Source organism: Vreelandella sulfidaeris, from assembly GCF_042429665.1.
Taxonomy (GTDB): Bacteria; Pseudomonadota; Gammaproteobacteria; order Pseudomonadales; family Halomonadaceae; genus Vreelandella.
Window position 1 is genome coordinate 189054 of the sequence record NZ_JBHMAC010000003.1, and the last position, 22800, is coordinate 211853.

Sequence of the window (22800 nt, forward strand, 5' to 3'; positions counted from 1 at the left end):
CTTACTCCATCATTTCGTTGATGCGATCCACCAGTTTAAAGATACCGGTGGCGGCTTCGCTGATACGCGTTGCCAGCATATACGCGGGAGTGGTCACCACGCGATGCTCAAAATCAACCACAATCTCCTCGACGCCAGCGCTTCGGTGCAGCCCGCCCATTGAGCTTATGGCACCGGAAACCGCTGGGTCGTTGCCCACGGTGACGGCAATGCCGTCTTCAAAAAGACGCGGCACCAGCACGGCTGCAATACACATCAAACCAATCGGCTTGGCTTCTTGGCGAAAGCCCGTCAGGGCCTCTTTCAAGGCCTCCAGCACCTGCATATTGGCGCCAGCGCTGGCAAAATCCGACAGGCTTTTGGCGACGCCAAAACCGCCGGGCACAATGACGGCGTCAAAATTTTCTGAGGCTAATTCGGCCAGCGGGCTAATGTCGCCGCGTGCCAGGCGAGCCGACTCCTGCAGTACGTTTCGCGTCTCGCCCTCAACGACCTCTTGATTAAGATGGTTAACCACATGGTGCTGCTCTATATCCGGGGCAAAACAATGGTACTCAATCCCTAACTGATCCAGGCGCAACAGCGTTAACGTGGTTTCATAAATCTCCGCACCATCGTAAACACCGCAGCCAGCTAAAATCACCGCCACCCGTTTGGTCATGCCTTTCTCCTCATCCCAGGGTCTGCCGAACGCACTACCGCAAAGCAATTGCTCACTTTAGTCAGTCTGCTCTGTTGTCACAACACGGCTTTCGCCGCAGGGTATGGCTGATATACTCACCTCAGGCCTTCGGGCATCCTTACTTGCCATTGATGTTGGAGAGTACCCTTGAGCGCACCCATTCCACGCCACTTTCCCGCCACACGTATGCGCCGTATGCGTCGCGATGATTTTTCACGTCGGTTAATGCAGGAAAACAGCTTACGGCCTTCAGACCTAATCCTGCCGGTTTTTGTACTGGAAGGCGAGCAACAGCGCGAAGCGGTAGCTTCCATGCCCGGCGTTGAACGGCTCTCTATCGATCTACTGATTGAACAAGCCCGTGAAGCGTATGAACTGGGCATCCCGGCGCTGGCACTGTTTCCTGTGGTCGGTCCCGAGCAAAAAAGTGAACTGGCTGAAGAGGCGTATAGCGCCAGTGGCTTAGTCCAGCGTAGCGTGCGTGCGCTCAAAGAAGCGCTGCCTGAGCTAGGCATTATTACTGATGTTGCGCTGGACCCCTACACCAGTCATGGCCAGGACGGCATTCTTGATGAGCACGGCTACGTGCAAAATGATCGCACGGTGGATACGCTGCTAAAACAGGCGCTCTCCCATGCCGAGGCTGGGGCCGATGTCGTCGCTCCTTCCGACATGATGGACGGTCGTATTGGTGCCATTCGTCAAGTGCTTGAGCAAGAGAATCTACACAACGTGCGTATCATGGCCTACAGCGCCAAGTACGCCTCTAATTACTACGGTCCTTTCCGCGATGCAGTGGGGTCAGCGACCAACCTGGGCAAAGCGGATAAGCGTACCTATCAAATGGACCCTGCCAATAGCGATGAAGCGCTTCACGAAGTAGCCATGGACATCGCTGAAGGGGCTGACATGGTCATGGTCAAACCCGGCATGCCCTATCTGGATGTCGTCCGTCGGGTAAAAGATGAACTCAAGGTGCCTACGTTTGCCTATCAGGTCAGTGGTGAGTATGCCATGCACCGCGCCGCCTTCGACAACGGCTGGCTGGACGCCGACTCAGTAATCCTTGAATCGTTAATGTGCTTTAAACGAGCGGGTGCGGATGGCGTACTTACCTACTTTGCCATCGACGCGGCTCGATTACTTCAACAGCGCTAAGAGTGCACTTGCTTAGATGACAACTAGGTGACACTTATTTGTCATCTTCTCCCCGCATACTGATGTGATATAACAGCATCAGCCTACGATACCTTCGAGCTATCAACGCGGGGAGATCCACTATGGACGAGCAAGCTGCCGAGCCTTTATCACTATCGTCTACTGATCAAACCAGCAGCGAAGGCGATATGCCTCTCCGCATCAACCGAACGCCTACCGGGGTTCAAGCACGAGAAGCAGTGCCGGAAACCGATCTTGACGATACACAGCTCTACTTTAATCGCGAGCTATCACATCTTCAGTTTAATATCCGGGTGTTAGAGCAGGCATTAGACGAGGCCCATCCACTACTCAATCGACTAATGTTCCTGCTCATATTCTCATCCAACATGGATGAGTTTTTCGAGATCCGCGTGGCGGGGCTAAAGCACCAAATAGCCTTGGGCGATGATACGACGGCCGCGGACGGCCGGTTGCCCAAAGCGGTACTGGCCGAAATAGCGCAGACCGCCCATGCGCAAATTGCCCGTCAATATGAAATCCTCAACGACACCTTACTGCCTGCGCTTGAAGCTCAAGGGCTGCGTTTTCGCCGTCGCGATCAGTGGACCGAGGATCAACAAGCCTGGGCACGGGCGTTTTTTGATAATGAAATCATGCCGGTCATCAGCCCCATTGGACTTGACCCTTCGCACCCCTTTCCACGCCTGGTGAACAAAAGCCTCAACTTTATTGTTGAACTCGAAGGTAAAGATGCCTTTGGCCGTGCCGGCGGCATGGCGATTCTGCCAGCGCCGCGCTCCCTGCCGCGCTTGATGTCCCTGCCCAAGGAGCTGTGCGAAGAGGGCTTTTCCGAGTATGTATTCTTATCCTCCATGATCCACTCCCATGCCGATGAGTTATTTCCTGGCATGCGCGTACGCGGCTGTTATCAATTCCGTTTGACCCGTAATGCGGATATGAGCGTTGACCCCGAGGAAGTCTCTGACTTGGCCTCAGCGCTGCGCGGCGAGCTACTGGCACGCCGTTATGGCAGCGGTGTGCGATTGGAGGTGGCGGACAACTGCCCCGAGGATCTTGCCTGTTTTCTGCTGCGCCAATTTGAGCTGGAGAACGACGACTTATATCGCGTCAAAGGGCCCGTCAATTTAACCCGAATGATGTCGGTACTCGGCGACGTGGACCGCCCCGAATTGCTCTATCGTCCCTTTATCCCCAGCATTCCCAAAGCACTCAAAACGGGCAGCCTGTTCGATGCAATCGCCAAGAACGACATTTTGCTTCACCACCCTTTTCAATCGTTTACCCCGATTGAAGACCTGCTGCGTGAAGCGGCCCGCGACCCCCATGTTCTCGCCGTAAAACAGACACTTTACCGCACAGGCTCGGACTCACCGATCGTCAGCGCGCTGGTTGATGCCGCCAGCCAGGGTAAAGAAGTCACGGTGGTGATTGAGCTTCGCGCACGTTTCGATGAAGCTGATAACCTACAGCTGGCGTCACGCCTTCAGGAGGCTGGTGCGATCGTGGTCTATGGCATTATGGCCTATAAAACCCATGCCAAAATGCTCCACATTGTGCGCCGGGAAAAAGGCGAACTGTGCTATTACGCCCACCTGGGCACCGGCAATTATCACTCCAAAACGGCCAAGCTATATACCGATTACAGCCTGCTAACCGCCAACAAGGCACTATGTGCCGATGTACACAAAGTTTTCCAGCAACTCTCGGGGATGGGCCGGGCTCGCAAAATCGATACCCTGCTCCACGCGCCGTTCACCCTTCATGAACGGTTAGTGGAAATGATTGACCGAGAAGCACAAATAGCGCGAAAGGGTAAGCGCGCCCATATCATCATCAAGTGCAATTCGTTAACCGAACCTAAACTGATCAAAGCGCTTTATCGTGCCTCCCAAGCGGGGGTTGAGTGCGATTTGATCATTCGCGGCATGTGCTGCCTGAAGCCTGGCGTGCCCGGCGTCTCTGACAATATCCGAGTACGCTCCATCATTGGCCGTTTACTGGAACATACCCGTGTGTTCTATTTCCACAATGATGGCAAGCCCGAGACGTGGTGTTCCAGCGCCGACTTTATGTCGCGCAACATGTTCCACCGCGTTGAAACCTGTTTCCCGCTGCTGGATAAGAAACTCGCCACCCGGGTACGCAAGGATCTGGAGACCTATCTAGTGGATAACTGCCAGAGTTGGTTACTGCAGAACGACGGCACTTATCAGCTCCAGGATCCAGGCGAGAGTGATGCGATCAGCGCTCAGGAGACACTGCTCTACGCCTACGCATCGAAAAACTAGTGATTGGTAACCCGGGTCAGGCCTTGGCGAGAGCTAAGGCCTATTTTATTACCTCTTCTTGTCAACGACGCTCACTAGACACCAGCGAGCCTCTTACTAGTCCTGCCATTACTTCAAGCGCAGGTAATGTCCCCGTTGTTTCTCAAACAGCTAGATCATCCTTATGCGTTGTGGCCTTTTTCGCCCACCCTAAGTTCCGTACAGGATAGCCGACAGTATGAGAATCTGTCATGATAAGAGCCTACTAACATGAGTATTATTTACAGCCATCAAAAATGATAGATACTCTGTATGACTAACCTCACGTCCTCCGCGCTAAGCGAATAACGCCATGATTGAACTATGCCATGATTGAACTACGTCACCTCCGCACCCTGCTTGCCTTACGCGAAACCGGCTCGCTAGTCGATGCCGCCGATCGTGTTCACCTGACCCAATCAGCGCTGTCACATCAGCTCAAGGATCTTGAGAGCCGCGTTAACAGCCCCTTATTTGTGCGCAAGACGCGTCCAGTCGAGTTTACTCGCGCGGGACTTCGCCTGCTCACGCTGGCCGATCAAATATTGCCAGAGGTGCGCAAAGCAGAAAGGGATTTGGCGCGTTTGGCGGGAACCGAGCAGGGCCGACTGCATATGGCGATTGAGTGCCATAGTTGTTTTCAGTGGCTAATGCCAACGGTGGATTACTTTCGCGACCATTGGCCAGAAGTAGAAATTGATATTCCCAGCGGCCACCATTTCGATCCATTGCCAGCACTTGCCCGTGAGCAGCTCGACTTGGTCATCACCGCGGACCCGCAACCCCTGGAGGGCATTCATTACGTCGCGCTGTTTCGCTACGAAGGGTTATTAGCCGTGGCCCGACAGCACCCGTTCGCGGGGCGTGGAGTGGTGGAACCCCAAGATCTCGCCGCTGAAACCTTAATTACCTATCCTGTCGAGCAGTCGAGGCTGGATATTTTCACCCAGTTTTTAAACCCTGCCAATGTGCGCCCCAAAGAGATCCGGACAGCAGAGTTGACGCTTATGATGATGCAGCTGGTCGCTAGTGGTCGCGGCGTCTGCGCCCTGCCCAACTGGGCGCTGACTGAATACCTAGAGCGCGATTACGTTAGCGCCGTAAAGCTGGGCAAACAGGGGGTGTGGAGTACGCTGTATGCGGCGATTCGGGAAGATACCCTGGAAGCGCCGTGGATGCAGGATTTTCTTCGCACGGCGAAGGAGACCTCCTTCGCCGTGCTGTCAGGCATTAAACCAGCGGATCGCGACGAGGCACCAGTAACGTAAAGCGCGCACCCCCCAAGTTAGGGCTCGTATCAACGGTCACGCTGCCACCGTGGCCGGCCATAATTTTTTGCACAATGGACAGCCCTAACCCATAACCCCCAGAACTGCGAGCGCGGCTGTCGTCCAAGCGCGCAAAAGGCTTGAAGATATCGGCACGCGCTTCGGGGGGAATACCGGGCCCGTCATCCTCTACGTCAATACGTACCAGATGAGGCTCATCCCAAAGCAGGATCGATACTCTGGACTGAGCATGCCGGCAGGCGTTACTGACCAAGTTTTGCAACGCTCGCTGTAGGTAGCGCGGCTCGGCCAACAGCTCAATCTCAGGACCCGGGGCAAGCTCAAGCGTTAGACCTTTATGCAGCGGCGACAGCGTATTGATCACCCGCTCCGCCATTGCCCGGCACTCGACATCGGCTGTCTCAAGTTCTGCGCCGTTAACCGACTCCCCACCCAAGCGGGCATAGGTAAGGATTTCATCGACCAGTTCATCCAGCTCGGCAATGTCTGCATCAATGCCCTGAAGCTGACGTCTGATGGCGGGTTGGTCGGTCATGTCCTCGACCATTTGAACGGCAAATCGAATGCGGGCCACCGGCGTGCGCAATTCGTGGGAAACCGCACGAATCATCTCTTGCTGGCCACGTAACAGGCTCTGAACCTGATTGGCCATGCCGTTAAACGCCATGCCTAAACGGCCCAAGAAGTCTCCACTTTCTACCTTCACACGCGTTTCCAGGCGGCCGCTGGCTATCCGCGTCGCGGCAAGTTCCAAACGGGCCATACGGGCTTCTATGCTGCGCATGATTAAATAGATAATCAGGCTGAGAACTAACATCAGCCCTACCAAAAGCGGCAAATGTAGATTCGGTGGCAAAGTATTTCCGCGTGAAATAGGCCCCGCCTGTAGCCATGTCGTTTCGCCTGGCAGCTGATAGAGCATCGCAATGGATAGCTCGTCAGAGATCATTTGAGTGACGACATTACCATTGGCCAACTGTGTCTGACTTTGAGCGGTCAAGTTATCAGGCAGCGTCGTTAATAACGTAAGTGGCCAGCTGCCCTGGCTTAGTTCAGCCATATACGCTTCTCGCGACTCACTAGGCATGGCGCCCAGCCAGTCGCCCAGCAGAGTAATACTGCCCTCCCACTGCTGCTCGCTCCAGTCGTCCAGCCGGGCTTGCAGCAACCAGTTATCGTCCGGCAAGCGCTGTTGTAACAGCCACGGCTTTTCAGCGACCAGGAGTTTGCCCTGCTCTAAACGTAAGCGTTCAAAATAGCCTAAACGGGCCTCGCTCATCGGCAGCAAAGTAAGTTCTAGTGCTAACTGTTCAGCAACGTTTTCCAGCAGGTCTTGTCTCTGCTCGATCGGTGTCCCGGCTAGCTGTTGCGTCATCAACGACATAGGCAACGCAGCCAGCTGCTCGCGGTAGTCTTCGCGGCGCACCTGCTCAATAAATGAGCGCCCCGCTAACGCAATGATAAACACCACCAACAGCGCTACACCCAGCAACACATAAAAGCGTAAAAACGAGCCGTTACTGAGCACCCGCCGCATAATGCAGTCCCTCGACATCATCAACTGTCTTTAACAAAGAGATACCCTTTACTGCGCACGGTTTTAATCCGATGGGGATGATTGGGATCATCGCCAATTTTGGGTCGAATACGTGACACGCGTACATCGATAGAACGGTCTTGGCCGTCATACTTAATACCGCGTAAATCACTGAATATCTCTTCTCGGGTAAGCACTCGCCCCGCGTTACGGCCCAGCAGCCATAACAGGTCAAATTCGGCGCTGGTTAAGTCAATGCGTTCACCAGAGAGCCAAGCTTCTCGCGTAGCGTTATCTATCTCAAGATTTTCAAAACGTAACCGCATTTCGCCGTCGGGCGCAGGCCCATCGGCGCGGCGCAGTAGCGCTCGCATACGTGCCAGCAACACCCGCGGCTGTACCGGCTTGGGCACGTAGTCATCAGCGCCCATTTCGAGACCCAATACCTGATCGAGATCATCGGTGCGTGCCGTCAGCATCATGATGGGACCCGCAAAGTTAGGTCTAACGCGACGACAAATAGCTAAGCCGTCCTCACCTGGCAGCATTAAATCAAGGATCACTAAATCGGGCTGCAAGGTTAAAATGCGATCAACCCCTTTCGCACCATCGGCTTCAAGCGTTACCTGGAAACCGTTCGCTTCCAAGTAATCACGGGTAAGCCCAGCCAAGCGCTGATCATCTTCAATAATCAACACATGATCTTGATCGGGATAGTCAGCCATTGACGACTCTTGTGATTCAAGTGACTGAAATTGCTGCTCTAAATGATCTACCATCCTCTTTATGCACTCCGCTTAGATTGCTGATTTTCTCACCCGCCTACCCACTATGACTGCGAGTGCCCCACCGCAGGCTCTCAGGATACCTCAAAACCCTCAAAACACCTGCTTCTGTCATTATCATTGTGTTTATTCGAGAATACCTATGGCTTGATACTTGATTCTCCCACTATCGAGAGCTAATGTAAGAGAGCTAACTGTCGACAATGTGACAGGAGGGACCTGCCATGGGAAGTAGCAACACGAAAAGCGTTATAAAGCGCGTTTACGTTCCAACCCAAGTGCGCGACCTGCCTAATGGGGAAAAGTTAAAAATCCCTGGGCATTATAAAGCGCCCCCCGGTGACGGAAACGGTGCAACTGAGTAATAAGACGTACTCATATTATCAAAAAGGCAGGCCATTATTGGCCTGCCTTTTTTTATAGGTCATCACGCACTATTCAGCAACTACCCCTTAGGGCCGAATATAAACCATGCAATTAAGCCAATAAGCGGGAAGAGCAGCAAGACTAAAATCCATATTAGCTTAGCCAAACCTCCTGCAGTACTTTTAGCTACTTTAACAATGGCCCATATTACAATAATGAGCCAAATTAATCCTAATAATCCACCTACTTCAATGCCCATAGCAACTCCTTAGCGTGTTGGCACTTATGTTAATTTAGCTAACCATATCAATAGCACATTTACAAACTACACTCACTGCTCGGGAAGGCTCATCACCATTTCTCCCGCCTTTATTTCAATCGAGAACAGGTTTAAAAAGCTCATGCCGAGCAGAACCGTGTCGCGTTCCATGCCTGGGCTAATCGACCCCTGTACATTTTGCACGGTTAATCCGCCCAACGAAACCTCTTCAAGCGTGGTGAGCGCCCCCTCTACTCTGCCATTGGCAGTATTAAACCAAGCGCTCCGCCCTGGTTCCAAATTTAAGTCATGTGCCAAATCGGACGGTACCGCCACGTAGGTGGCGCCCGTATCGAGTAAAAAGGTTACCGGTGTGCCGTTAATCCGGCCCGGCGCTTCAAAGTGCCCGGCGCGGTTTCGCTTTAACGTTACCGGCTCACCCGCCGGTAGCGTGTGCACGATGTTGGCATTGGGATTCATCATCCTTTCCAGGCCACCATGGATCCACCACGTGCCCACCGCGATTAGCAATACCCAAAACAGCAGCATCATGATGATGCCACCACGCTGTGTCGTGTGCGCTGCCATATTCCACCTCACTGAGGTAAGGGTGCCCTTTTTAAGCGTTATTATTTCCTTGGCACGCGGGTTAGCGGTTCCAGTTTAGCGCCGCTTCCCGACCACGGCGCTCATTGACCGCCGCACAAACCATCATCGCGATCAAAAACAGAGCAACACATAATAGAATAGACGCTTGCAAGCCAATCAACGTTTGCAGCACGCCCAGCATCACGATACCCAACACCCCGGCCAACTTGTTTGCCAGCCCCCAGAAGCCGAAAAACTCTGCTGATTTAGCCAGCGGTGAAAACAAGCCAACCAATGCTCGACTGGCCGATTGACTCGATCCAAGGCTAAGCCCAGCCAAGCACCCTACCACCAGAAATACGTACTGAGCTTGCCAGGCCAGGTCAAAGCGTCCGTTCACCCATTGGGTAACCTCAGGCGTTGCCCAGATGGCCAGAATCGCCAACACCCATAACGCCAGCGTCATTTGATAAGTGCGTTTAGCCCCTAGCTGATCCTGTAGCCAACCAAACCCCAGCGCGCCCGCTGCAGCAGTAACCTGAACAATAATGAACATGATATTGCGGACACTTTCATCCCAGCCAATCACCTGCGCGCCATAAATAAACGCAAACGCGATGATGATGTAGACACCCGCCATTGAGAACAGCAGCGATATCAAGAATACCGTCAGATCTTTAAAATGACGTAGCTCATGGAAGGTGGCCATCACGCGATTCAAGGCAATGTGGCGATACGAGACGCCACGCGGCTGGGGAGTCCCACGCTCTTTGAGCCATAAGAACGTCGGAATCGCAGCGACCAGGAAAAAAACCGCGGCAAAGGGGCCCACCCAGCGGATGCGCTCAAAATTAGCGGCGCTCGCCTCGCCCAGCACTATCAGCGTGAAGCCGGCTGCAAATAGCCCACCGATATAGCCCAACGCCCAGCCGAAACCAGAAATTTTACCTAACGCCTCGGGAGGCCCCAGTTCGGGCAGAAAGGCCGCAATAAATGACTCCCCCATGGAGTAGGCATAGTTGGACAGCACAATCAGCACTAGCCCTATAATGACGTAACCCGGCTCAACGAAGTACAGCATCCCAGTGGTGACGATGGTGGCAAGATAGCTCATCAGCAGAAAGCGCTTTTTTTCTGCCCGGTAGTCCATAATCGCCCCACATAGGGGCGCCGTGATCACCACCATCAGATAACTAATGGCCAAACCAAGGCTCCACAAGAAGTTAGCCAGGCGAAAGTTATCCCCCCGGTCACCCACAATCACGGTAGTAAATAGCTCGCCAAATACCACGGTAATAATCAGCAGCGTATAGGCTTGGTTAGCAAAATCGAACATTGCCCAGCCGAAAATTTCTCGACGAGATGCGTAGGCAGCCGTAGCCTTGGCGGTGTTAGCAGGCAGCATTAATTATCTCTCATAGAGGAAGCCATAAGCCTATCAGGTGGAACCGCTGCGGCGCCACGGCTGACCTAGCCAGGCGACAAGGGCAGCCGTGAGCCTCTTATGACATTGGGGGACAAAACATAGCACTACCCAAAAACGCCCGACCACCCCACATTGTGCCGGCCATTTCAGATACTGCGCTGGGCATTTAACATACGGCCTAGTACACGAACGTTAGAGCAGCCAGTGGGCTACCACAGCGGCAAGACCAATCACCAGTGCCGTCAATACGGCAACGGTTACTACCCGATCAAGCCAGCGATCAAAGGTCACTCCTTTTGGCTGCCTTCGTGTCGCTCCGTGGCGCCCTTGCCGAGCCATTAGTATAGTCGCCCCCTGTGGCGTATCCGTTACATCGCTTAACCAGGCATAGGCAAGCAGATCTCATACTATTGATGCTAACTATTAATGCGCCGGTTGACCACACTGTCGTGTCGCCATGGCGACGATAAGGCGGCGTTAAATGATCTTGTGCGCCGCGGGTAACGCTTTATGGGTACACATGATTGGCACAAACCCCATCATATACCGATTAAAGGTGGATGGCAGTGGCGATGCTTTCTAAGTAGCGGCAAGCAGTGAACTTGCTAGCGCAACTATGTTCCAATAAGTGCGAATAACCCATGGAGGCTTTTATGCCACAGATGAATCGCGACCAACGCAACGCAGCATGGCAAGCGGCTAACCAATGGCGCGCACGTGCAGCACAAACCCAGCCCACCGGTCTGGCAGGTAGTTTAAAACTGCTTTTTACTTGGCTGGCTTTTGGTGCGTTAATGATTGTTGGCGTCGTATTGGGACTGTTTTTCTTATTGATTGGCTGGGCAATGATGCCGTTTATGCGGCACAAAATGAAAAAGCGCATGGAACAGATGCGTGCTCAACAGGCGCAGGATATCGGCGGTGGTTATGCATCTCCACATGCATCGACACACAGTCGTCCGGCTCATCAGGACGCTTTAGAAGGTAGTTATGAAGTAAAAGAAAAGCGTTAACAGAGCCCCACGCTCGGCCTTAGCTCTATATGATGGGGGAGTAAGTGGCTGTTTCGATTAGTTTCCAGATGACCTCACCGATTAAGTTATTAGATCAGTTTTTAGATTAGCCAGGCGCGTATATCCAAGTAAATGCCGCCGCCAAGGTGAGCGGCATTACCACCAGACTACCCAGATTACCAATCAGTACCAGCGACGCCACTTTATGCGGTGCAAGCTGGTACTGTTCTGCCACTAAATAATTCAACACCGCTGGCGGCAACGCGGCAAACACCAGCAATACCGCCATTTGCAAGGCATTGATGGGCAACAGCCACAACAGCGGCAATGCAATCACTAGTCCGGAAAGGGGGCATAGCACAGCGCCCAGCAATCCCGTGCGCCAATCGCTAAAGTCGATCTCCAGTAGCCGTACCCCTAACGCGAACAGCATCAATGGAATACACACGCCCCCCAACATATGCATGGCTTCGAGCAGCCAGCCCGGCAGCGGTAGCCCGCTGATATTGACCATTAACCCCGCCAAGCTCGCCAAGACAATCGGCATACGCACTATTCGCCACAGCGAGGTGCGTGGATTGAGCATATAAAGCCCGACTGAAAAGTGCAGCAGCATTTCGACCATGAATACCACGATCGCTGCAGGCAGTGCTTCTGGACCGAAAGCCAGCACCAGCAAAGGCACTCCCATGTTGCCAGCATTATTGAACATCATGGGAGGCAGAAAGGTTTTGATGTCTAGCCTTAACCACTTAGCCAATGGCCAAAGCAAAATCCCCGAGCCCAGCACTACTGCGACGGCAGCCGTCGCAAGCCACGCATAGTCGGCTAACGGTGCCTGGCGGTCAGCCAGCACGGCGAACACCAATAGCGGAACGAATAGCTCCATATTGAGCGTATTGAGGCTGCGGATATCCGGCGTTCGATAGCGACCGTAGGCAGCGCCGCAGCCCGCGATTAAAAACACCGGCAATAACGTGGCCAAAATGTGTCCTATCATGCGGGCCACCTCGCCCTACTCCATCGCTGCATCGCTGCTTCCTGGTAACGTCTACTTAGTTGTTATTAGTGTCAGCGTTATCATGAGTGGCTGAGTTGTTATGAGTGGCTGAGTTAGCATCGGCTGATGGCTCAAGAAAGCGTTGCCAAAGCGCAATGACGGTTTCGCGGTGTTCACGGAAAACCTCACCATCGCCAAGCGCTTTTTCACCGGTTAGCGCGGCCCGATGGGTAGCGCTACGATAGGCTAAATAAGCCTCTCTCAGGCGCTCAGCCTCTTGCGCGGGTAAGTGCCCACTCTCTGTCAAACTCTCTAAAATTCGAATGTTATCGCTATAGGTCAGTAGCGCAGGGGTTTGGTGAGCAAGTGCTAACACCGCGTATTGGCAGAGAAACTCGATATCGACCATACCGCCCGCATCGTGTTTGATGTTAAACGTATCGCTCGGCGTCTTTGAGCCCAAATGGTCGCGCATTTTCTGGCGCATCTTGACGACCTCTTCTCGTAGCTCGGCATTGTCCCGCTGATTAGCCAATATCTCGCCACGAAGTTGGCTGAATGAATCCGCCAAGCTGGGGCTGCCTGCCACTACCCGAGCTCGCACCAATGCCTGATGCTCCCATGTCCAGGCATGATGATGCTGGTAGTCCGCAAAGGCTTTAAGGGAGGTGACCAATAGCCCCGAATTACCCGATGGGCGCAGACGCATATCGACTTCATAAAGCGAACCGGTAGGGGTCACGGCGGTCAGCAGATGGATAATGCGCTGACCCAGACGGGTAAAAAACACCGGTGTATCAATGGGGCGAGGCCCATCCGTCGAGCCCAGGCCATCACTATCGTGCAGGAACACCAAGTCTAGATCTGAGCTATAGCCCAACTCGATGCCACCAAGCTTGCCATAGCCAATAATCAAAAAAGCCGCTTCACTGGGGTCTAGCCCCTCAGGAACGCCATGCTTGCGGGTAATATGTTTCCACGCCATCGCCAACACGGCGTCGAGGATCACCTCAGCGATAAAGGTTAAGTAATCACTTACTTTCATCAGATGTCGTGTACCTGCGATATCGGACGCCGCGACGTGCAGGGTTTGCGCGTGCTTGAAAACGCGCAGTGCCTCTAGCTGCGCCTCCTCGTCATCTTCTGGCAGGCGGTTCAACGTTTGGCGTAGCTCATCAGCCAGCCGTGCTTTATCGGCCGGCGTGTAGAGCGTTTCCGGCGTCAGCAGTTCATCAAGTAGAATCGGGTAGCGCGATAGCTGTTCTGCAATCCATGGGCTGGCCGTGCACAGCCGCATCAGGTGTTCCAGCGCCTGGGGGTTTTCACGCAGCAGAGCAAGGTAAGCCGTACGCCGCAGCACTGCTTCAATCAGCGGCTGCACCCTTACCAGCGCCGTATCGGGCGCGTCGTTGTCGGCTACGGCGTCAAGGAGTAACGGCATTAAGGCATCCAAGCGTTCAAAGCCAATCCGCTGCATACTTTGCACCTGGCGTGAATGGTACAGACCTTGCAGTCGTTTCAAGGCTTTTTCCGGCGCGTTAAAACCAGCTTCGGTCAGGTGTGCGGTGGCCTCCTCCGCCTCTAATTCGCCACGCCAGATGAGTCGCCACTGTGCCAAGCCAAGCTGGCTATCATCGTTGGCTTCCTCGACATCCTCTTCGGGGTCCGCAATGACAGCATCAAAGTGCTGGCGTACTCGTTCGCGAACTTCATCAAGCTGGGCGATCAACCCCGGCCAGCCTTCATGCCCCATGGCAAAGGCGATCCGCTCGCGATCGCTGTCATCGCTGGGCAAGGTTTGCGTCTGGCGATCTTCAAGCGCCTGCAGGGCGTGTTCAATATCGCGTAAAAACGCGTAATCCGGCAGTAATTCATCGACGACGGCTTGGGGCAACAGACCTAATTCGGGTAAGCGTTGGAGGGCTGTTTTTAGCGAGGTCACCTGCAGTTCCGTATCACGTCCGCCGCGAATCAACTGAAATGCTTGCACCACGAACTCAACCTCACGGATGCCACCCGGGCCAAGCTTGATATTATCGTGCATCCCCTTGCGCTTCACTTCGCGATTGATCATCGCTTTTAGCTCACGCAACGACTCGATAGCGCCAAAGTCGAGGTATTTTCGATACACAAAAGGACGCAGGCTGGCCAGCAGTTCGTCGCCTGCGTCAACATCGCCCGCCACCGGGCGTGCTTTCAGCATCGCGTAACGCTCCCACTCGCGGCCTTGATCCTGATAGTAGCTGGATAACATGGCAAAACTGCCCACCAGCGGGCCACCGTCGCCCAACGGACGCAGGCGCATATCGACGCGAAAAGCGAAGCCGTCGGCGGTCATGGCATCAAGGGCGGCAATCAGCTTCTGCCCGAGCTTGGTAAAGTATTCCTGGTGCGCCAGCGGCTTGCGCCCCCCCTGCGTATCGCCCTTTTCCGGAAACGCGAAAATCAAATCGATATCCGAGGAGAGATTCAGTTCGCGTGCGCCCAGTTTTCCCATTCCCAAGATGACCAGACGCTGGGGGGAGCCATCGCTACGAGGGGCAGGCAATCCCCAGCGAGGCGCATAAAATTGCTCAAGCCAGGTTAGCGCGGCGTCCAGGCATAGCTCGGCAAGCTGGGATACCGCCGTTGCGGTATCCCACATGGTATAGCTGGAAACACGATTAAGGTCGCGCCAGATCACCCCCAACATACGCTTGCGGCGAAACCGGCGTATCGACCGCTGCATGGCCTCTTCGTCATCGGCTTTCCCGAGTGCTTCCTGCAGCTCATTGGCCAGCTCCTCCCGCCCTGGGCTGGCATCCAACTCACCGCTAATATCCAGTTCAGTCAGCCAGTGGGGGTAGCGGGCCAGGGTGTCCAGCGCAAAGGTCGAAATAGCCAGCACCCTGGCCAGGGCTTCCCTGCGTGACTCAGAAAGTGTCTGCCAAGGGCTAGAGGGCAGTTCTTGCTGGGTCATTTCAGCAATATTGTCGGCTTGGGAAAGGGCCTCGCTCAAGCGCTGCCAGGCGGACTGCGCCGCTATTTTCAACGACGCCGGCAGCGTCGACAACGGTAAAAAATCGTCGTTCACTTGCATAACCACCTCGCAGCCAAGCGTATTAAACGCTGTTAATAGCCTCGGCGTTAACGAACGCCTTAGCTAAAGAATTTTTCCCAACCCAACAATCCCCACGTTAGCCCAGCCATAATCAGTGACAGCATCACCGCGGCAGACCCAATATCTTTCGCCCGCCCAGACAACACGTGATGCTCGGTGCCAATCCGGTCAACGACGTTTTCAATGGCGCTGTTCAGTAGCTCTACTATAAGCACAAAAAACAAGCTACTGACTAGCAATAGCCAACTGACAGGCCCCTCGCCAATCCACCAGGCAAGTGGCAGCATGACCGCTGTAATCCCCACTTCCTGGCGGAAAGCCGCCTCATTTCTAAACGCCGCTTTTAGGCCTTTCCATGAATAACGCGTGGAGTGGATCAAATGTGTTAAACCGGTATGCCCAGGTTTCATGCACGTTGCCTCACCTTGTGAGCGTAGAGTGGAATCAATTCGCCAATATCATCGCATCCAGATCCAGTGACAAAGGATCCAGCACCTCAGACCAGCTTAAGTAAGGCGTACTTCCGTTGCCGTTAACCAACACAGTGAACACGCCCCAGCGTCCTTGCGCGGTACGGAAATAGCCCGCCGCGGCGCGTACGGCAAACGGCTGGTTAAGCGTACCGGTTTTTAACATGACATTGTTTTGAAACGTAGTAGAGCCGCGACGAATAAAACGCATGACGCCATTGGCGGGTGACTGAAAGGCGGCGACATAGCTTGGGAAGAGCGCGCTTTGACGAAACATGCTCTCCAGCATCACGTTAACACCGTGGGCCGAGGTACGGTTTTCAGTGGTTAACCCGCTGCCACTATAAAGCGTTAACGGGCCATGTCCCGGTATCCCCTGAGCGTAATTTTCAATAGCTTGCCCTGCTTGGTGTAGTTGCACCTGAGGACCCTCTACCAGGTTCAGCGCCAGCACATCGGCCATATAGTTATTGGAGTAGTTCATGATACGCAGCACCAGCTCTTGAAGAGGCTGGCTGTCCACGGCGGCCAGACGCTTCGCGGTGCTGGGCGGCTGGGACGAGCTGACCCGCCAGGGATCACGCATGAAAATCCCCGCCTGGGTGAGCATCCCAGTCAGCACCTGAGCCGTTTTTTCAGCGGCATCACCCGCGCCGCGGTAGACGTCGCGGGCGCTGGCATTGGTGGATATTTGCCCTGTCAGCCGCATGACATCGCCACGCTCGTCGGTGATACGTTCAGCGCTAATCTCAGTGCCGCTATTGGCGGGCCGCGTCACTACTTGATTGTCGATGGTGATCAACGACGTTTGGCTATCGCACAACCCCACCCGGGCAGGTTCACCACTGTTAACACCGGGTGCTACATTGACGCACCAGCTGCCGAAGTTAACGCCGGCTGACGAAAGCGGCGCGCTGTAGGCGTTGGCTACCCGCGTTAGCGCATCGCAGCGGTCAGTGGTAATACACTCAACCGGTCCAAAACGCCATTGGCTAACCACCAACGCACCTTCGACCTCGCGCACCCCGGCTAAATACAACCGTTGTACCAAGCGCCACAAATTTTCAGTGGTCAACCCTGGGTCACCGCCACCCTCAAATACCAGGTCGCCTCGCAGTACGCCATTCTCAATACTGCCGGTGCTAACCAACTGGCTCGTAAAGCGATGCTGGGGACCAAACCGCGTCAACGCCGCCGCGGATAGATATGCTTTGGTGACCGAGGCAGGCGATAGTTGACGTTCAGGATTCACGCTGCCTAACAGCGTTGGCGCTCCTGAGTCGGCATCCAGCAAGCGCGCTTCGGCACTAATTGAAAAGCCTTTATTCTCTAGCTGGCTCAACCGATTAAAATCAGCCATCAGGCTAGTGCTGGCACACAACGCCAGCGACGCAACGCCAGCGACCAGCGCACGGCGCCACTTAAGGCCAGACATACACAAAGAACCCATTACGCTACCTCAATGCACATTCATATTAGAAAACACTTGCAGCGTCACCACGCCCGCCACTATCAGGCTAATGCCCACTACCGCCGCTAAATCAGGCTTTTCACCGAAGACAACAATACCTACCAGGGTAACGAGCACGATCCCCAAGCCCGCCCAGATGGCATACGCCACGCCTACCGGCAACGTGCGCAACACTAGGCTAAGCAAGTAAAAAGCAGTCCCATAACCCACGACTACCAACACGCTTGGCAGGGGTCGCGTAAATCCCAAGGACGCTTTTAAGGCACTGGTAGCCACGACTTCAGCCACAATGGCCAGAATTAAATAGACAAACGTCATGTCCGCTCCAAATCAACGCATAACCGCCATAGCGCCTGACCACTTTGCGCATACTTCGCTTCAAACGGCGTTAAATAATCCTCTTTGGGTGTCCACTCAGTCACCGCGGCTTGCCTGCCCGTCACCTGAGCCACCGCCAAGGCGAACTCTTCAACATAGAGTGACCAGTTTGAGCGCAGCTCAAGGTGGCCTCCAAGCGCCAACAGTGTGGGGAAAATAGCATGACCATGCCAACGCATTTTTAAGTGGCCTGACTTGGGATACGGGTTTGGATACAGCAGGTAGTGACGCTCAGGTGCCCAGCCTGCCTGATAGGCTAAGCGCCAAAAGTCGACAAGATCGGCTCTCACTAGCAGCGCATTGGCAGGCAGCTCGCCATGCTCACGCCCCAGGCGATCCTCACTACGGTCAATGCCAATGATGCTATGGGTCGGAAAACGGTTCGCAAGATGGCGGGTTGATAACCCTACTCCACAGCCTGAATCAAGGATCAGAGGCGCTTGTCGGTCTTCGTACCACTCGGCTGCGTGAGCAAAGCTGTCCTGAGTGTGCGCAGCGATCGGCTTTCTCAACGGGTGCGTAAGCGCACGGTCTACCCGGCGTGCTAAATCGTGGTGCGGCCCAGGCTGGTTAGATATCACGGGACGAGAATTATGCTGCATGCCATCTCTCGGCTGAAAAGCGTGATTCTATCAGTCTCTAACGCTTGCGGCATGACGCCGTTGCGTGGCCAGTGCTATGATCACGCTTTACGTACCTATATAAGCGCATTGTTTGGTGTCTCGCTGACGTTGAACATTGCCAATAATTGTCATTACCACCACCGCATCACGAGGAACCCGGCTTGTCACACTTACCGGTGATTGTCGGCATGGGCGGCATCAACCCTGCTGGCAGAACTTCTGGCCATCAGGCCTTCCGCCGCACTGTGCTTGATGCCCTCTCTGCTGACCAGCAACGCCAGACACTGGAAGGCTTAGCGGCGCTTATGCGTTTAGTAGAGCATTCAGAAAATGGCTGGCACGACAGTGCAGGCCAATCCATAGACGACCCAGCTCAGTCGCTGCGTGATCAAGTACTCAATCATACGCTGATCCGGCGCAATGAAGACGCCCGTTTTCTTGAGCCTGGCCTACCGGCTAACCGACAGGCCAGCCTGCAACTTGCCGAGCCGATGCGCTTTACGCTGCGCCGTCGCCAGCTGCCGGAAAACCTGCCGGCGAACTGGCAGGTGCGTCATATCGATGCCCACGAGGTAGAAGTCAGCGTTCCCGCCAGTGCACTAGAGGTATTACTGCCTGATGCGCAGGTGCCCAAAGTACGTGCGGCGGCGCAGCTACCCAGCGGCTTCGACCCTGCCAGCCTTTACCGCAGCGTGCACCACCCGCGCGGTCTGTCATTGGCCATCTTTGGTGCTAGTGACTGCCTCGGCGCCAGCGGCCTTCACTGGGAGACATTGCGTCAACAGTTGAATCCTGATCATGTCGCCGTGTACGCCGGTAATTCGATCGGTCAGTTAGACGACCAGGGCTGGGGTGGCTTGCTAAAAAGCTTGGTGAGTGGCCAGCGGGCCACGTCCAAGCAGATGCCGCTGGGCTACGGGCAAATGCCTGCCGACTTCCTGAATGCCTACGTGCTGGGCAGTGTCGGCGGTACCGGCGCCGCATTAGGTGCCTGTGCCAGTTTCCTTTACAACCTGCGGTTAGGCATTGATGACATCCGCGCAGGGCGCCGCCGGGTAGTGATGGTAGGCACCGCCGATGCGCCGATCACCCCAGAAATTATCGAAGGTTTCCGGGCAATGGGAGCCCTAGCCGATGATGCAGGCTTAAAGGCGCTGGATGCCCTGGAGCTATTAACCGATAGCGACTACCAGCGCGCATGTCGTCCCTTTGCGCGTAACTGCGGTTTTACCATGGCCGAAGCCAGTCAGTTTGTGCTGCTGATGGATGATGCCCTGGCGCTTGAAGTGGGCGCAGACATTCTCGGTTCAGTACCTGACGTGTTTGTTAATGCCGACGGCTATAAGCGATCGATTTCAGCGCCGGGAATTGGCAACTACATTACCCTGGGCAAAGCTGCCGCCCTGGTACGTGATATGTTGGGTGAGAAAGCCCTCAAAGAGCGCACTTTTTTACACGCTCATGGCACCAGCACCCCCAAAAACCGCATTACCGAATCGCATGTATTTGATGAGATTGCCCGCGCCAATGGCATCACCGACTGGCCGGTGGTAGCGATCAAGGCGTTTATTGGTCATTCCCAAGGCTCGGCGGCAGGCGATCAATTGGCAAGCGCGCTAGGCAGTTTCGCTCACGGATTATTACCGGGTATCCCGACCCTGGATGCGGTGGCTGACGATGTGCATGCCGAGCGGTTACGTTTTTCGCAAACGGCCCAAACCTTCCATGCGGACGCTGCCTTTATTAACGCCAAAGGCTTTGGCGGTAACAATGCGACCGGTGTGGTGCTGTCACCGGCGGTTACCGAGCGCCTGTTGACCCAACGCCACGGCGAAGTGGCAATCAATGCCTGGAAAGAGCGTCGTGAAGCCACCCGTCAAGCAGCTGCGGCCTATCTCACTCAGGCAGACCGTGGCCACTACGCGCCACGCTATCAGTTTGGGGAAGCGGTGCTTGAAGGTCCGGAGCTTGATATTCATAGCGATCGGATTCATATCCCCGGCTATGACCATGCCGTCTCGTTAACGAGCGATAATCCGTTTGGCCGACTGGATGAGGAGACGTAATCATGGATAACGGCAAAGTGAATATTGCGGTCTATCCCGGTACCTTCGACCCCATCACCAATGGTCATTTCGACCTGATCGAGCGCGGCGCGCGCATGTTCGACAGCGTGGTGATTGCCATCGCGGCAAGCCCTGGTAAAAGCCCCCAGCTTGACCTGGAAACACGTATAAACCTGGTCAAAACGGTGTGCGCGCCACTCTCCAACGTTAAGGTGATTGGCTTTTCCTCCCTGCTCACCACGATGATGCATGAGCAGGGCGCGACGATCATTCTGCGCGGTTTACGAGCGGTATCCGACTTTGAGTATGAGCTGCAGTTGGCTAATATGAACCGTGCCCAGAACCCCGAACTGGAAAGTGTATTTTTAACCCCAGCGGTCGAAAATTCGTACATTTCATCCACCATCGTGCGTGAAATCGCCAAGCTGGGCGGCGATATTTCGCCACTGGTGCATCCACAGGTCGCCGAAGCCCTGCATAACCACTACACTAGCTAGCCAACGCCATTGTTGAGTAAAACACTCAGGTATTGAGTTACAATAACCTGAGTGCGACTGCTATACGCGAGGTATGCCCATGGCCCTGATGATTACTGACGAATGCATTAACTGCGACGTCTGCGAGCCCGAATGCCCCAATGATGCCATTTCTCCCGGTGAGGAAATCTATGTCATCGATCCCAATTTATGCACCGAGTGCGTTGGCCACTATGATGAACCCCAGTGCCAGCAAGTCTGCCCAGTGGACTGTATCCCGCTTGACCCTGAACGCCACGAAAGCCAAGAGCAACTAATGACGAAATACCGCCTTATAACTGCCGCTTAAACGTTTAGACAGCCATCACGTGCGGATATGGGCCCTTGCCTGGCCAATCATTCTCTCCAATATCACCGTCCCGCTGCTTGGACTGGTCGATACCGCGGTGGTCGGGCATCTTCCCGACTCCCGCTTTCTAGCCGGCGTTACCCTGGGCGCTACATTATTTAGCTTCCTCTACTGGGGGTTTGGCTTTTTACGTATGGGTACCACCGGTCTGGTGGCCCAAGCCATGGGGCGCGATAGCGACAGTGACGTGCGCAACCTGCTGGGGCAATCGCTGATCATGGCAGTAGTGATTGGCACGTTGCTGATTGTGTTTGCCTCGCCGCTGATTTCGCTAGGCTTATGGCTGTTAGAGGGTAGCGACGTGGCGACCGATATCGCTTGGGAGTACGCCCATATACGTATTTGGTCGGCGCCTGCCGTGCTTGCCAACTACGCCATTCTAGGCTGGTTTCTAGGCCAACAGAACGCCCGTGTGACGCTGATGATTTTGCTGCTGACCAACAGCGTTAACATCGTTTTGGACGTATGGTTTGTGGTGGCCCTGGAAATGACCAGTAATGGAGTGGCCTGGGCCAGCGTGATCGCTGACTACAGCGCACTGGCCTTTGGCAGCGCATTGGTAGTGCGCCAAGTGGCTAAGCTGGATGGTCGCTTCTTGCGCGAGCGCCTGTTGGCGCTACCGGCCTATGCCGCTTTGCTTAACGTTAATGCCAATCTGTTTGTACGTACGCTCGGTCTGCTTTTCGCCATGGCGTTCTTTACCTCACAGGGTGCCCGCCAGGGCGATACGGTATTAGCTGCCAACGCCGTATTGTTGCAGTTCATTATGCTCACCAGCTACGCGCTTGATGGCTTCGCCCACGCCGCCGAGTCCCTGGTCGGACGCGCCTATGGGCGCAAAGACTGGCACGAGTTTGCTGACACCGTGCGCGCCGCCATGCGTTTTTCACTATGGACCGCACTTGCTGCCACCGTCGTGTTCGCCTTCGGCGGCAACGCGCTTATCGCACTGCTGACGGGCCTTGAAAACGTGCGCGCGACCGCAGCGCACTACCTGCCATGGATGGTCGCTATGCCGCTGATCGCGGTATGGAGCTACCTGCTGGATGGGGTCTTTATTGGCACCACTGCCGTGCGTGAAATGCGCAACAGTATTTTTATTGGTCTTGCTGTCTACTTACCGGTGTGGTGGCTCAGCCAAGGGTTAGGCAATCATGGCCTATGGCTTGCCTTTATGCTGTTTACGCTAGTTCGTTCGGCGGTTTTAATCTACTACTACCGGCACTACCGGCATACTCGGTGGCGTTAACGCCAACCAGCTAAACAGTGCCTACGGCACATCGCCAAAGCGGCCAGCTTTCACGTGAAAAACATCGCTCTCCCCCGTATATTAACCAGGCACTTGATGAGCCACGTCCTAATAATGAATAAAGA

Annotated in this window: 20 protein-coding genes; 8 read left to right on the top strand and 12 right to left on the bottom strand. The window is 54.6% G+C overall.

The window, feature by feature from the left end; all coding sequences use genetic code 11:
- Nucleotide 1 precedes the first annotated feature (1 nt).
- Nucleotides 2–661, bottom strand: coding sequence for an isoprenoid biosynthesis glyoxalase ElbB (elbB, locus tag ACFFLD_RS02460; RefSeq protein ID WP_386036131.1), 660 nt, complete (start codon nucleotides 659–661; stop codon nucleotides 2–4).
- Nucleotides 662–829: 168 nt separating this feature from the next.
- On the opposite strand from elbB, the gene hemB reads away from it, so the two are divergent.
- The 3 genes from hemB (at nucleotide 830) to ACFFLD_RS02475 (ending at nucleotide 5438) form a co-directional block, all read left to right on the top strand.
- Complete coding sequence (gene hemB, locus ACFFLD_RS02465) at nucleotides 830–1840, top strand: porphobilinogen synthase (RefSeq protein WP_386036134.1); 1011 nt, start codon at nucleotides 830–832, stop codon at nucleotides 1838–1840.
- A gap of 122 nt (nucleotides 1841–1962) precedes the next feature.
- Nucleotides 1963–4152, top strand: coding sequence for a polyphosphate kinase 1 (ppk1, locus tag ACFFLD_RS02470; protein WP_386036137.1), 2190 nt, complete (start codon nucleotides 1963–1965; stop codon nucleotides 4150–4152).
- A gap of 347 nt (nucleotides 4153–4499) precedes the next feature.
- Nucleotides 4500–5438, top strand: coding sequence for a LysR family transcriptional regulator (locus ACFFLD_RS02475; protein WP_386036140.1), 939 nt, complete (start codon nucleotides 4500–4502; stop codon nucleotides 5436–5438).
- On the opposite strand, the gene ACFFLD_RS02480 is transcribed toward ACFFLD_RS02475, so the two are convergent.
- The 5 genes from ACFFLD_RS02480 to ACFFLD_RS02500 form a co-directional block, all read right to left on the bottom strand.
- On the bottom strand, nucleotides 5401–6996 hold the full coding sequence (locus ACFFLD_RS02480; protein WP_386036143.1) for an ATP-binding protein: 1596 nt from the start codon (nucleotides 6994–6996) through the stop codon (nucleotides 5401–5403). The two genes, ACFFLD_RS02475 and ACFFLD_RS02480, sit on opposite strands and share 38 nt — an antisense overlap.
- A 20-nt stretch (nucleotides 6997–7016) precedes the next feature.
- Nucleotides 7017–7775: a winged helix-turn-helix domain-containing protein gene (locus ACFFLD_RS02485; protein WP_386036146.1), complete on the bottom strand. Its 759-nt coding sequence runs from the start codon at nucleotides 7773–7775 to the stop codon at nucleotides 7017–7019.
- Nucleotides 7776–8226: 451 nt separating this feature from the next.
- Nucleotides 8227–8406, bottom strand: a complete 180-nt coding sequence (locus ACFFLD_RS02490; protein WP_386036149.1) for a PLDc N-terminal domain-containing protein — start codon at nucleotides 8404–8406, stop codon at nucleotides 8227–8229.
- Between the two features lie 72 nt (nucleotides 8407–8478).
- Nucleotides 8479–8994, bottom strand: coding sequence for a retropepsin-like aspartic protease family protein (locus ACFFLD_RS02495; RefSeq protein WP_386036152.1), 516 nt, complete (start codon nucleotides 8992–8994; stop codon nucleotides 8479–8481).
- 61 nt (nucleotides 8995–9055) lie between these two features.
- Nucleotides 9056–10399 (bottom strand): MFS transporter, encoded by a 1344-nt coding sequence (locus ACFFLD_RS02500; protein ID WP_386036155.1) that lies wholly within the window; start codon nucleotides 10397–10399, stop codon nucleotides 9056–9058.
- Between the two features lie 674 nt (nucleotides 10400–11073).
- Between ACFFLD_RS02500 and ACFFLD_RS02505 the strand changes: the two genes are divergently transcribed.
- Nucleotides 11074–11433, top strand: coding sequence for a hypothetical protein (locus tag ACFFLD_RS02505; protein WP_386036158.1), 360 nt, complete (start codon nucleotides 11074–11076; stop codon nucleotides 11431–11433).
- A 106-nt stretch (nucleotides 11434–11539) separates the two neighbouring features.
- Here ACFFLD_RS02505 and ACFFLD_RS02510 read toward each other — a convergent pair whose 3' ends face one another.
- Genes ACFFLD_RS02510 through trmB form a run of 6 tightly spaced genes read right to left on the bottom strand, consistent with a single transcriptional unit; the run spans nucleotide 11540 to nucleotide 18454 of the window.
- Nucleotides 11540–12433, bottom strand: a complete 894-nt coding sequence (locus ACFFLD_RS02510) for an AEC family transporter (RefSeq protein ID WP_386036161.1) — start codon at nucleotides 12431–12433, stop codon at nucleotides 11540–11542.
- Nucleotides 12434–12488: 55 nt separating this feature from the next.
- Nucleotides 12489–15512, bottom strand: coding sequence for a bifunctional [glutamate--ammonia ligase]-adenylyl-L-tyrosine phosphorylase/[glutamate--ammonia-ligase] adenylyltransferase (glnE, locus tag ACFFLD_RS02515; protein ID WP_386036164.1), 3024 nt, complete (start codon nucleotides 15510–15512; stop codon nucleotides 12489–12491).
- A gap of 59 nt (nucleotides 15513–15571) precedes the next feature.
- Nucleotides 15572–15943, bottom strand: a complete 372-nt coding sequence (locus tag ACFFLD_RS02520; protein ID WP_386036167.1) for a diacylglycerol kinase — start codon at nucleotides 15941–15943, stop codon at nucleotides 15572–15574.
- Nucleotides 15944–15977: 34 nt separating this feature from the next.
- A complete protein-coding gene (gene dacB, locus ACFFLD_RS02525; protein WP_386036170.1) occupies nucleotides 15978–17438 on the bottom strand; it encodes a D-alanyl-D-alanine carboxypeptidase/D-alanyl-D-alanine endopeptidase in 1461 nt (486 codons plus the stop codon).
- Between the two features lie 24 nt (nucleotides 17439–17462).
- Complete coding sequence (locus ACFFLD_RS02530) at nucleotides 17463–17792, bottom strand: DMT family transporter (protein ID WP_386036173.1); 330 nt, start codon at nucleotides 17790–17792, stop codon at nucleotides 17463–17465.
- Nucleotides 17789–18454, bottom strand: a complete 666-nt coding sequence (gene trmB / locus ACFFLD_RS02535) for a tRNA (guanine(46)-N(7))-methyltransferase TrmB (protein WP_386036176.1) — start codon at nucleotides 18452–18454, stop codon at nucleotides 17789–17791. Before trmB ends, ACFFLD_RS02530 begins: the two co-directional genes overlap by 4 nt.
- A gap of 209 nt (nucleotides 18455–18663) precedes the next feature.
- Between trmB and ACFFLD_RS02540 the strand changes: the two genes are divergently transcribed.
- From ACFFLD_RS02540 to ACFFLD_RS02555, 4 genes are all read left to right on the top strand, one after another.
- Nucleotides 18664–20541 carry a beta-ketoacyl synthase gene (locus ACFFLD_RS02540; protein ID WP_386036364.1) on the top strand — a complete coding sequence of 626 codons (1878 nt, stop codon included), beginning with the start codon at nucleotides 18664–18666 and terminating at the stop codon, nucleotides 20539–20541.
- A gap of 2 nt (nucleotides 20542–20543) precedes the next feature.
- A complete protein-coding gene (gene coaD / locus ACFFLD_RS02545; protein ID WP_386036179.1) occupies nucleotides 20544–21038 on the top strand; it encodes a pantetheine-phosphate adenylyltransferase in 495 nt (164 codons plus the stop codon).
- Between the two features lie 79 nt (nucleotides 21039–21117).
- Nucleotides 21118–21366 carry a YfhL family 4Fe-4S dicluster ferredoxin gene (locus tag ACFFLD_RS02550; protein WP_386036182.1) on the top strand — a complete coding sequence of 83 codons (249 nt, stop codon included), beginning with the start codon at nucleotides 21118–21120 and terminating at the stop codon, nucleotides 21364–21366.
- A 19-nt stretch (nucleotides 21367–21385) separates the two neighbouring features.
- Complete coding sequence (locus ACFFLD_RS02555) at nucleotides 21386–22675, top strand: MATE family efflux transporter (RefSeq protein ID WP_386036185.1); 1290 nt, start codon at nucleotides 21386–21388, stop codon at nucleotides 22673–22675.
- The last annotated feature ends 125 nt before the right edge of the window (nucleotides 22676–22800 follow it).

Bases quoted from the DNA above. Each gene is read 5' to 3' on its own strand.
- trmB (WP_386036176.1), bottom strand. From the start codon at position 18,454: ATGCAGCATAATTCTCGTCCCGTGATATCTAACCAGCCTGGGCCGCAC.
- coaD (WP_386036179.1), top strand. From the start codon at position 20,544: ATGGATAACGGCAAAGTGAATATTGCGGTCTATCCCGGTACCTTCGAC.
- elbB (WP_386036131.1), bottom strand. From the start codon at position 661: ATGACCAAACGGGTGGCGGTGATTTTAGCTGGCTGCGGTGTTTACGAT.
- glnE (WP_386036164.1), bottom strand. From the start codon at position 15,512: ATGCAAGTGAACGACGATTTTTTACCGTTGTCGACGCTGCCGGCGTCG.
- dacB (WP_386036170.1), bottom strand. From the start codon at position 17,438: ATGTCTGGCCTTAAGTGGCGCCGTGCGCTGGTCGCTGGCGTTGCGTCG.
- ppk1 (WP_386036137.1), top strand. From the start codon at position 1,963: ATGGACGAGCAAGCTGCCGAGCCTTTATCACTATCGTCTACTGATCAA.
- ACFFLD_RS02550 (WP_386036182.1), top strand. From the start codon at position 21,118: ATGGCCCTGATGATTACTGACGAATGCATTAACTGCGACGTCTGCGAG.
- ACFFLD_RS02485 (WP_386036146.1), bottom strand. From the start codon at position 7,775: ATGGTAGATCATTTAGAGCAGCAATTTCAGTCACTTGAATCACAAGAG.
- ACFFLD_RS02530 (WP_386036173.1), bottom strand. From the start codon at position 17,792: ATGACGTTTGTCTATTTAATTCTGGCCATTGTGGCTGAAGTCGTGGCT.
- ACFFLD_RS02480 (WP_386036143.1), bottom strand. From the start codon at position 6,996: ATGCGGCGGGTGCTCAGTAACGGCTCGTTTTTACGCTTTTATGTGTTG.
- ACFFLD_RS02505 (WP_386036158.1), top strand. From the start codon at position 11,074: ATGCCACAGATGAATCGCGACCAACGCAACGCAGCATGGCAAGCGGCT.
- ACFFLD_RS02490 (WP_386036149.1), bottom strand. From the start codon at position 8,406: ATGGGCATTGAAGTAGGTGGATTATTAGGATTAATTTGGCTCATTATT.
- ACFFLD_RS02500 (WP_386036155.1), bottom strand. From the start codon at position 10,399: ATGCTGCCTGCTAACACCGCCAAGGCTACGGCTGCCTACGCATCTCGT.
- ACFFLD_RS02540 (WP_386036364.1), top strand. From the start codon at position 18,664: ATGGGCGGCATCAACCCTGCTGGCAGAACTTCTGGCCATCAGGCCTTC.
- ACFFLD_RS02520 (WP_386036167.1), bottom strand. From the start codon at position 15,943: ATGAAACCTGGGCATACCGGTTTAACACATTTGATCCACTCCACGCGT.
- ACFFLD_RS02510 (WP_386036161.1), bottom strand. From the start codon at position 12,433: ATGATAGGACACATTTTGGCCACGTTATTGCCGGTGTTTTTAATCGCG.
- ACFFLD_RS02495 (WP_386036152.1), bottom strand. From the start codon at position 8,994: ATGGCAGCGCACACGACACAGCGTGGTGGCATCATCATGATGCTGCTG.
- ACFFLD_RS02475 (WP_386036140.1), top strand. From the start codon at position 4,500: ATGATTGAACTACGTCACCTCCGCACCCTGCTTGCCTTACGCGAAACC.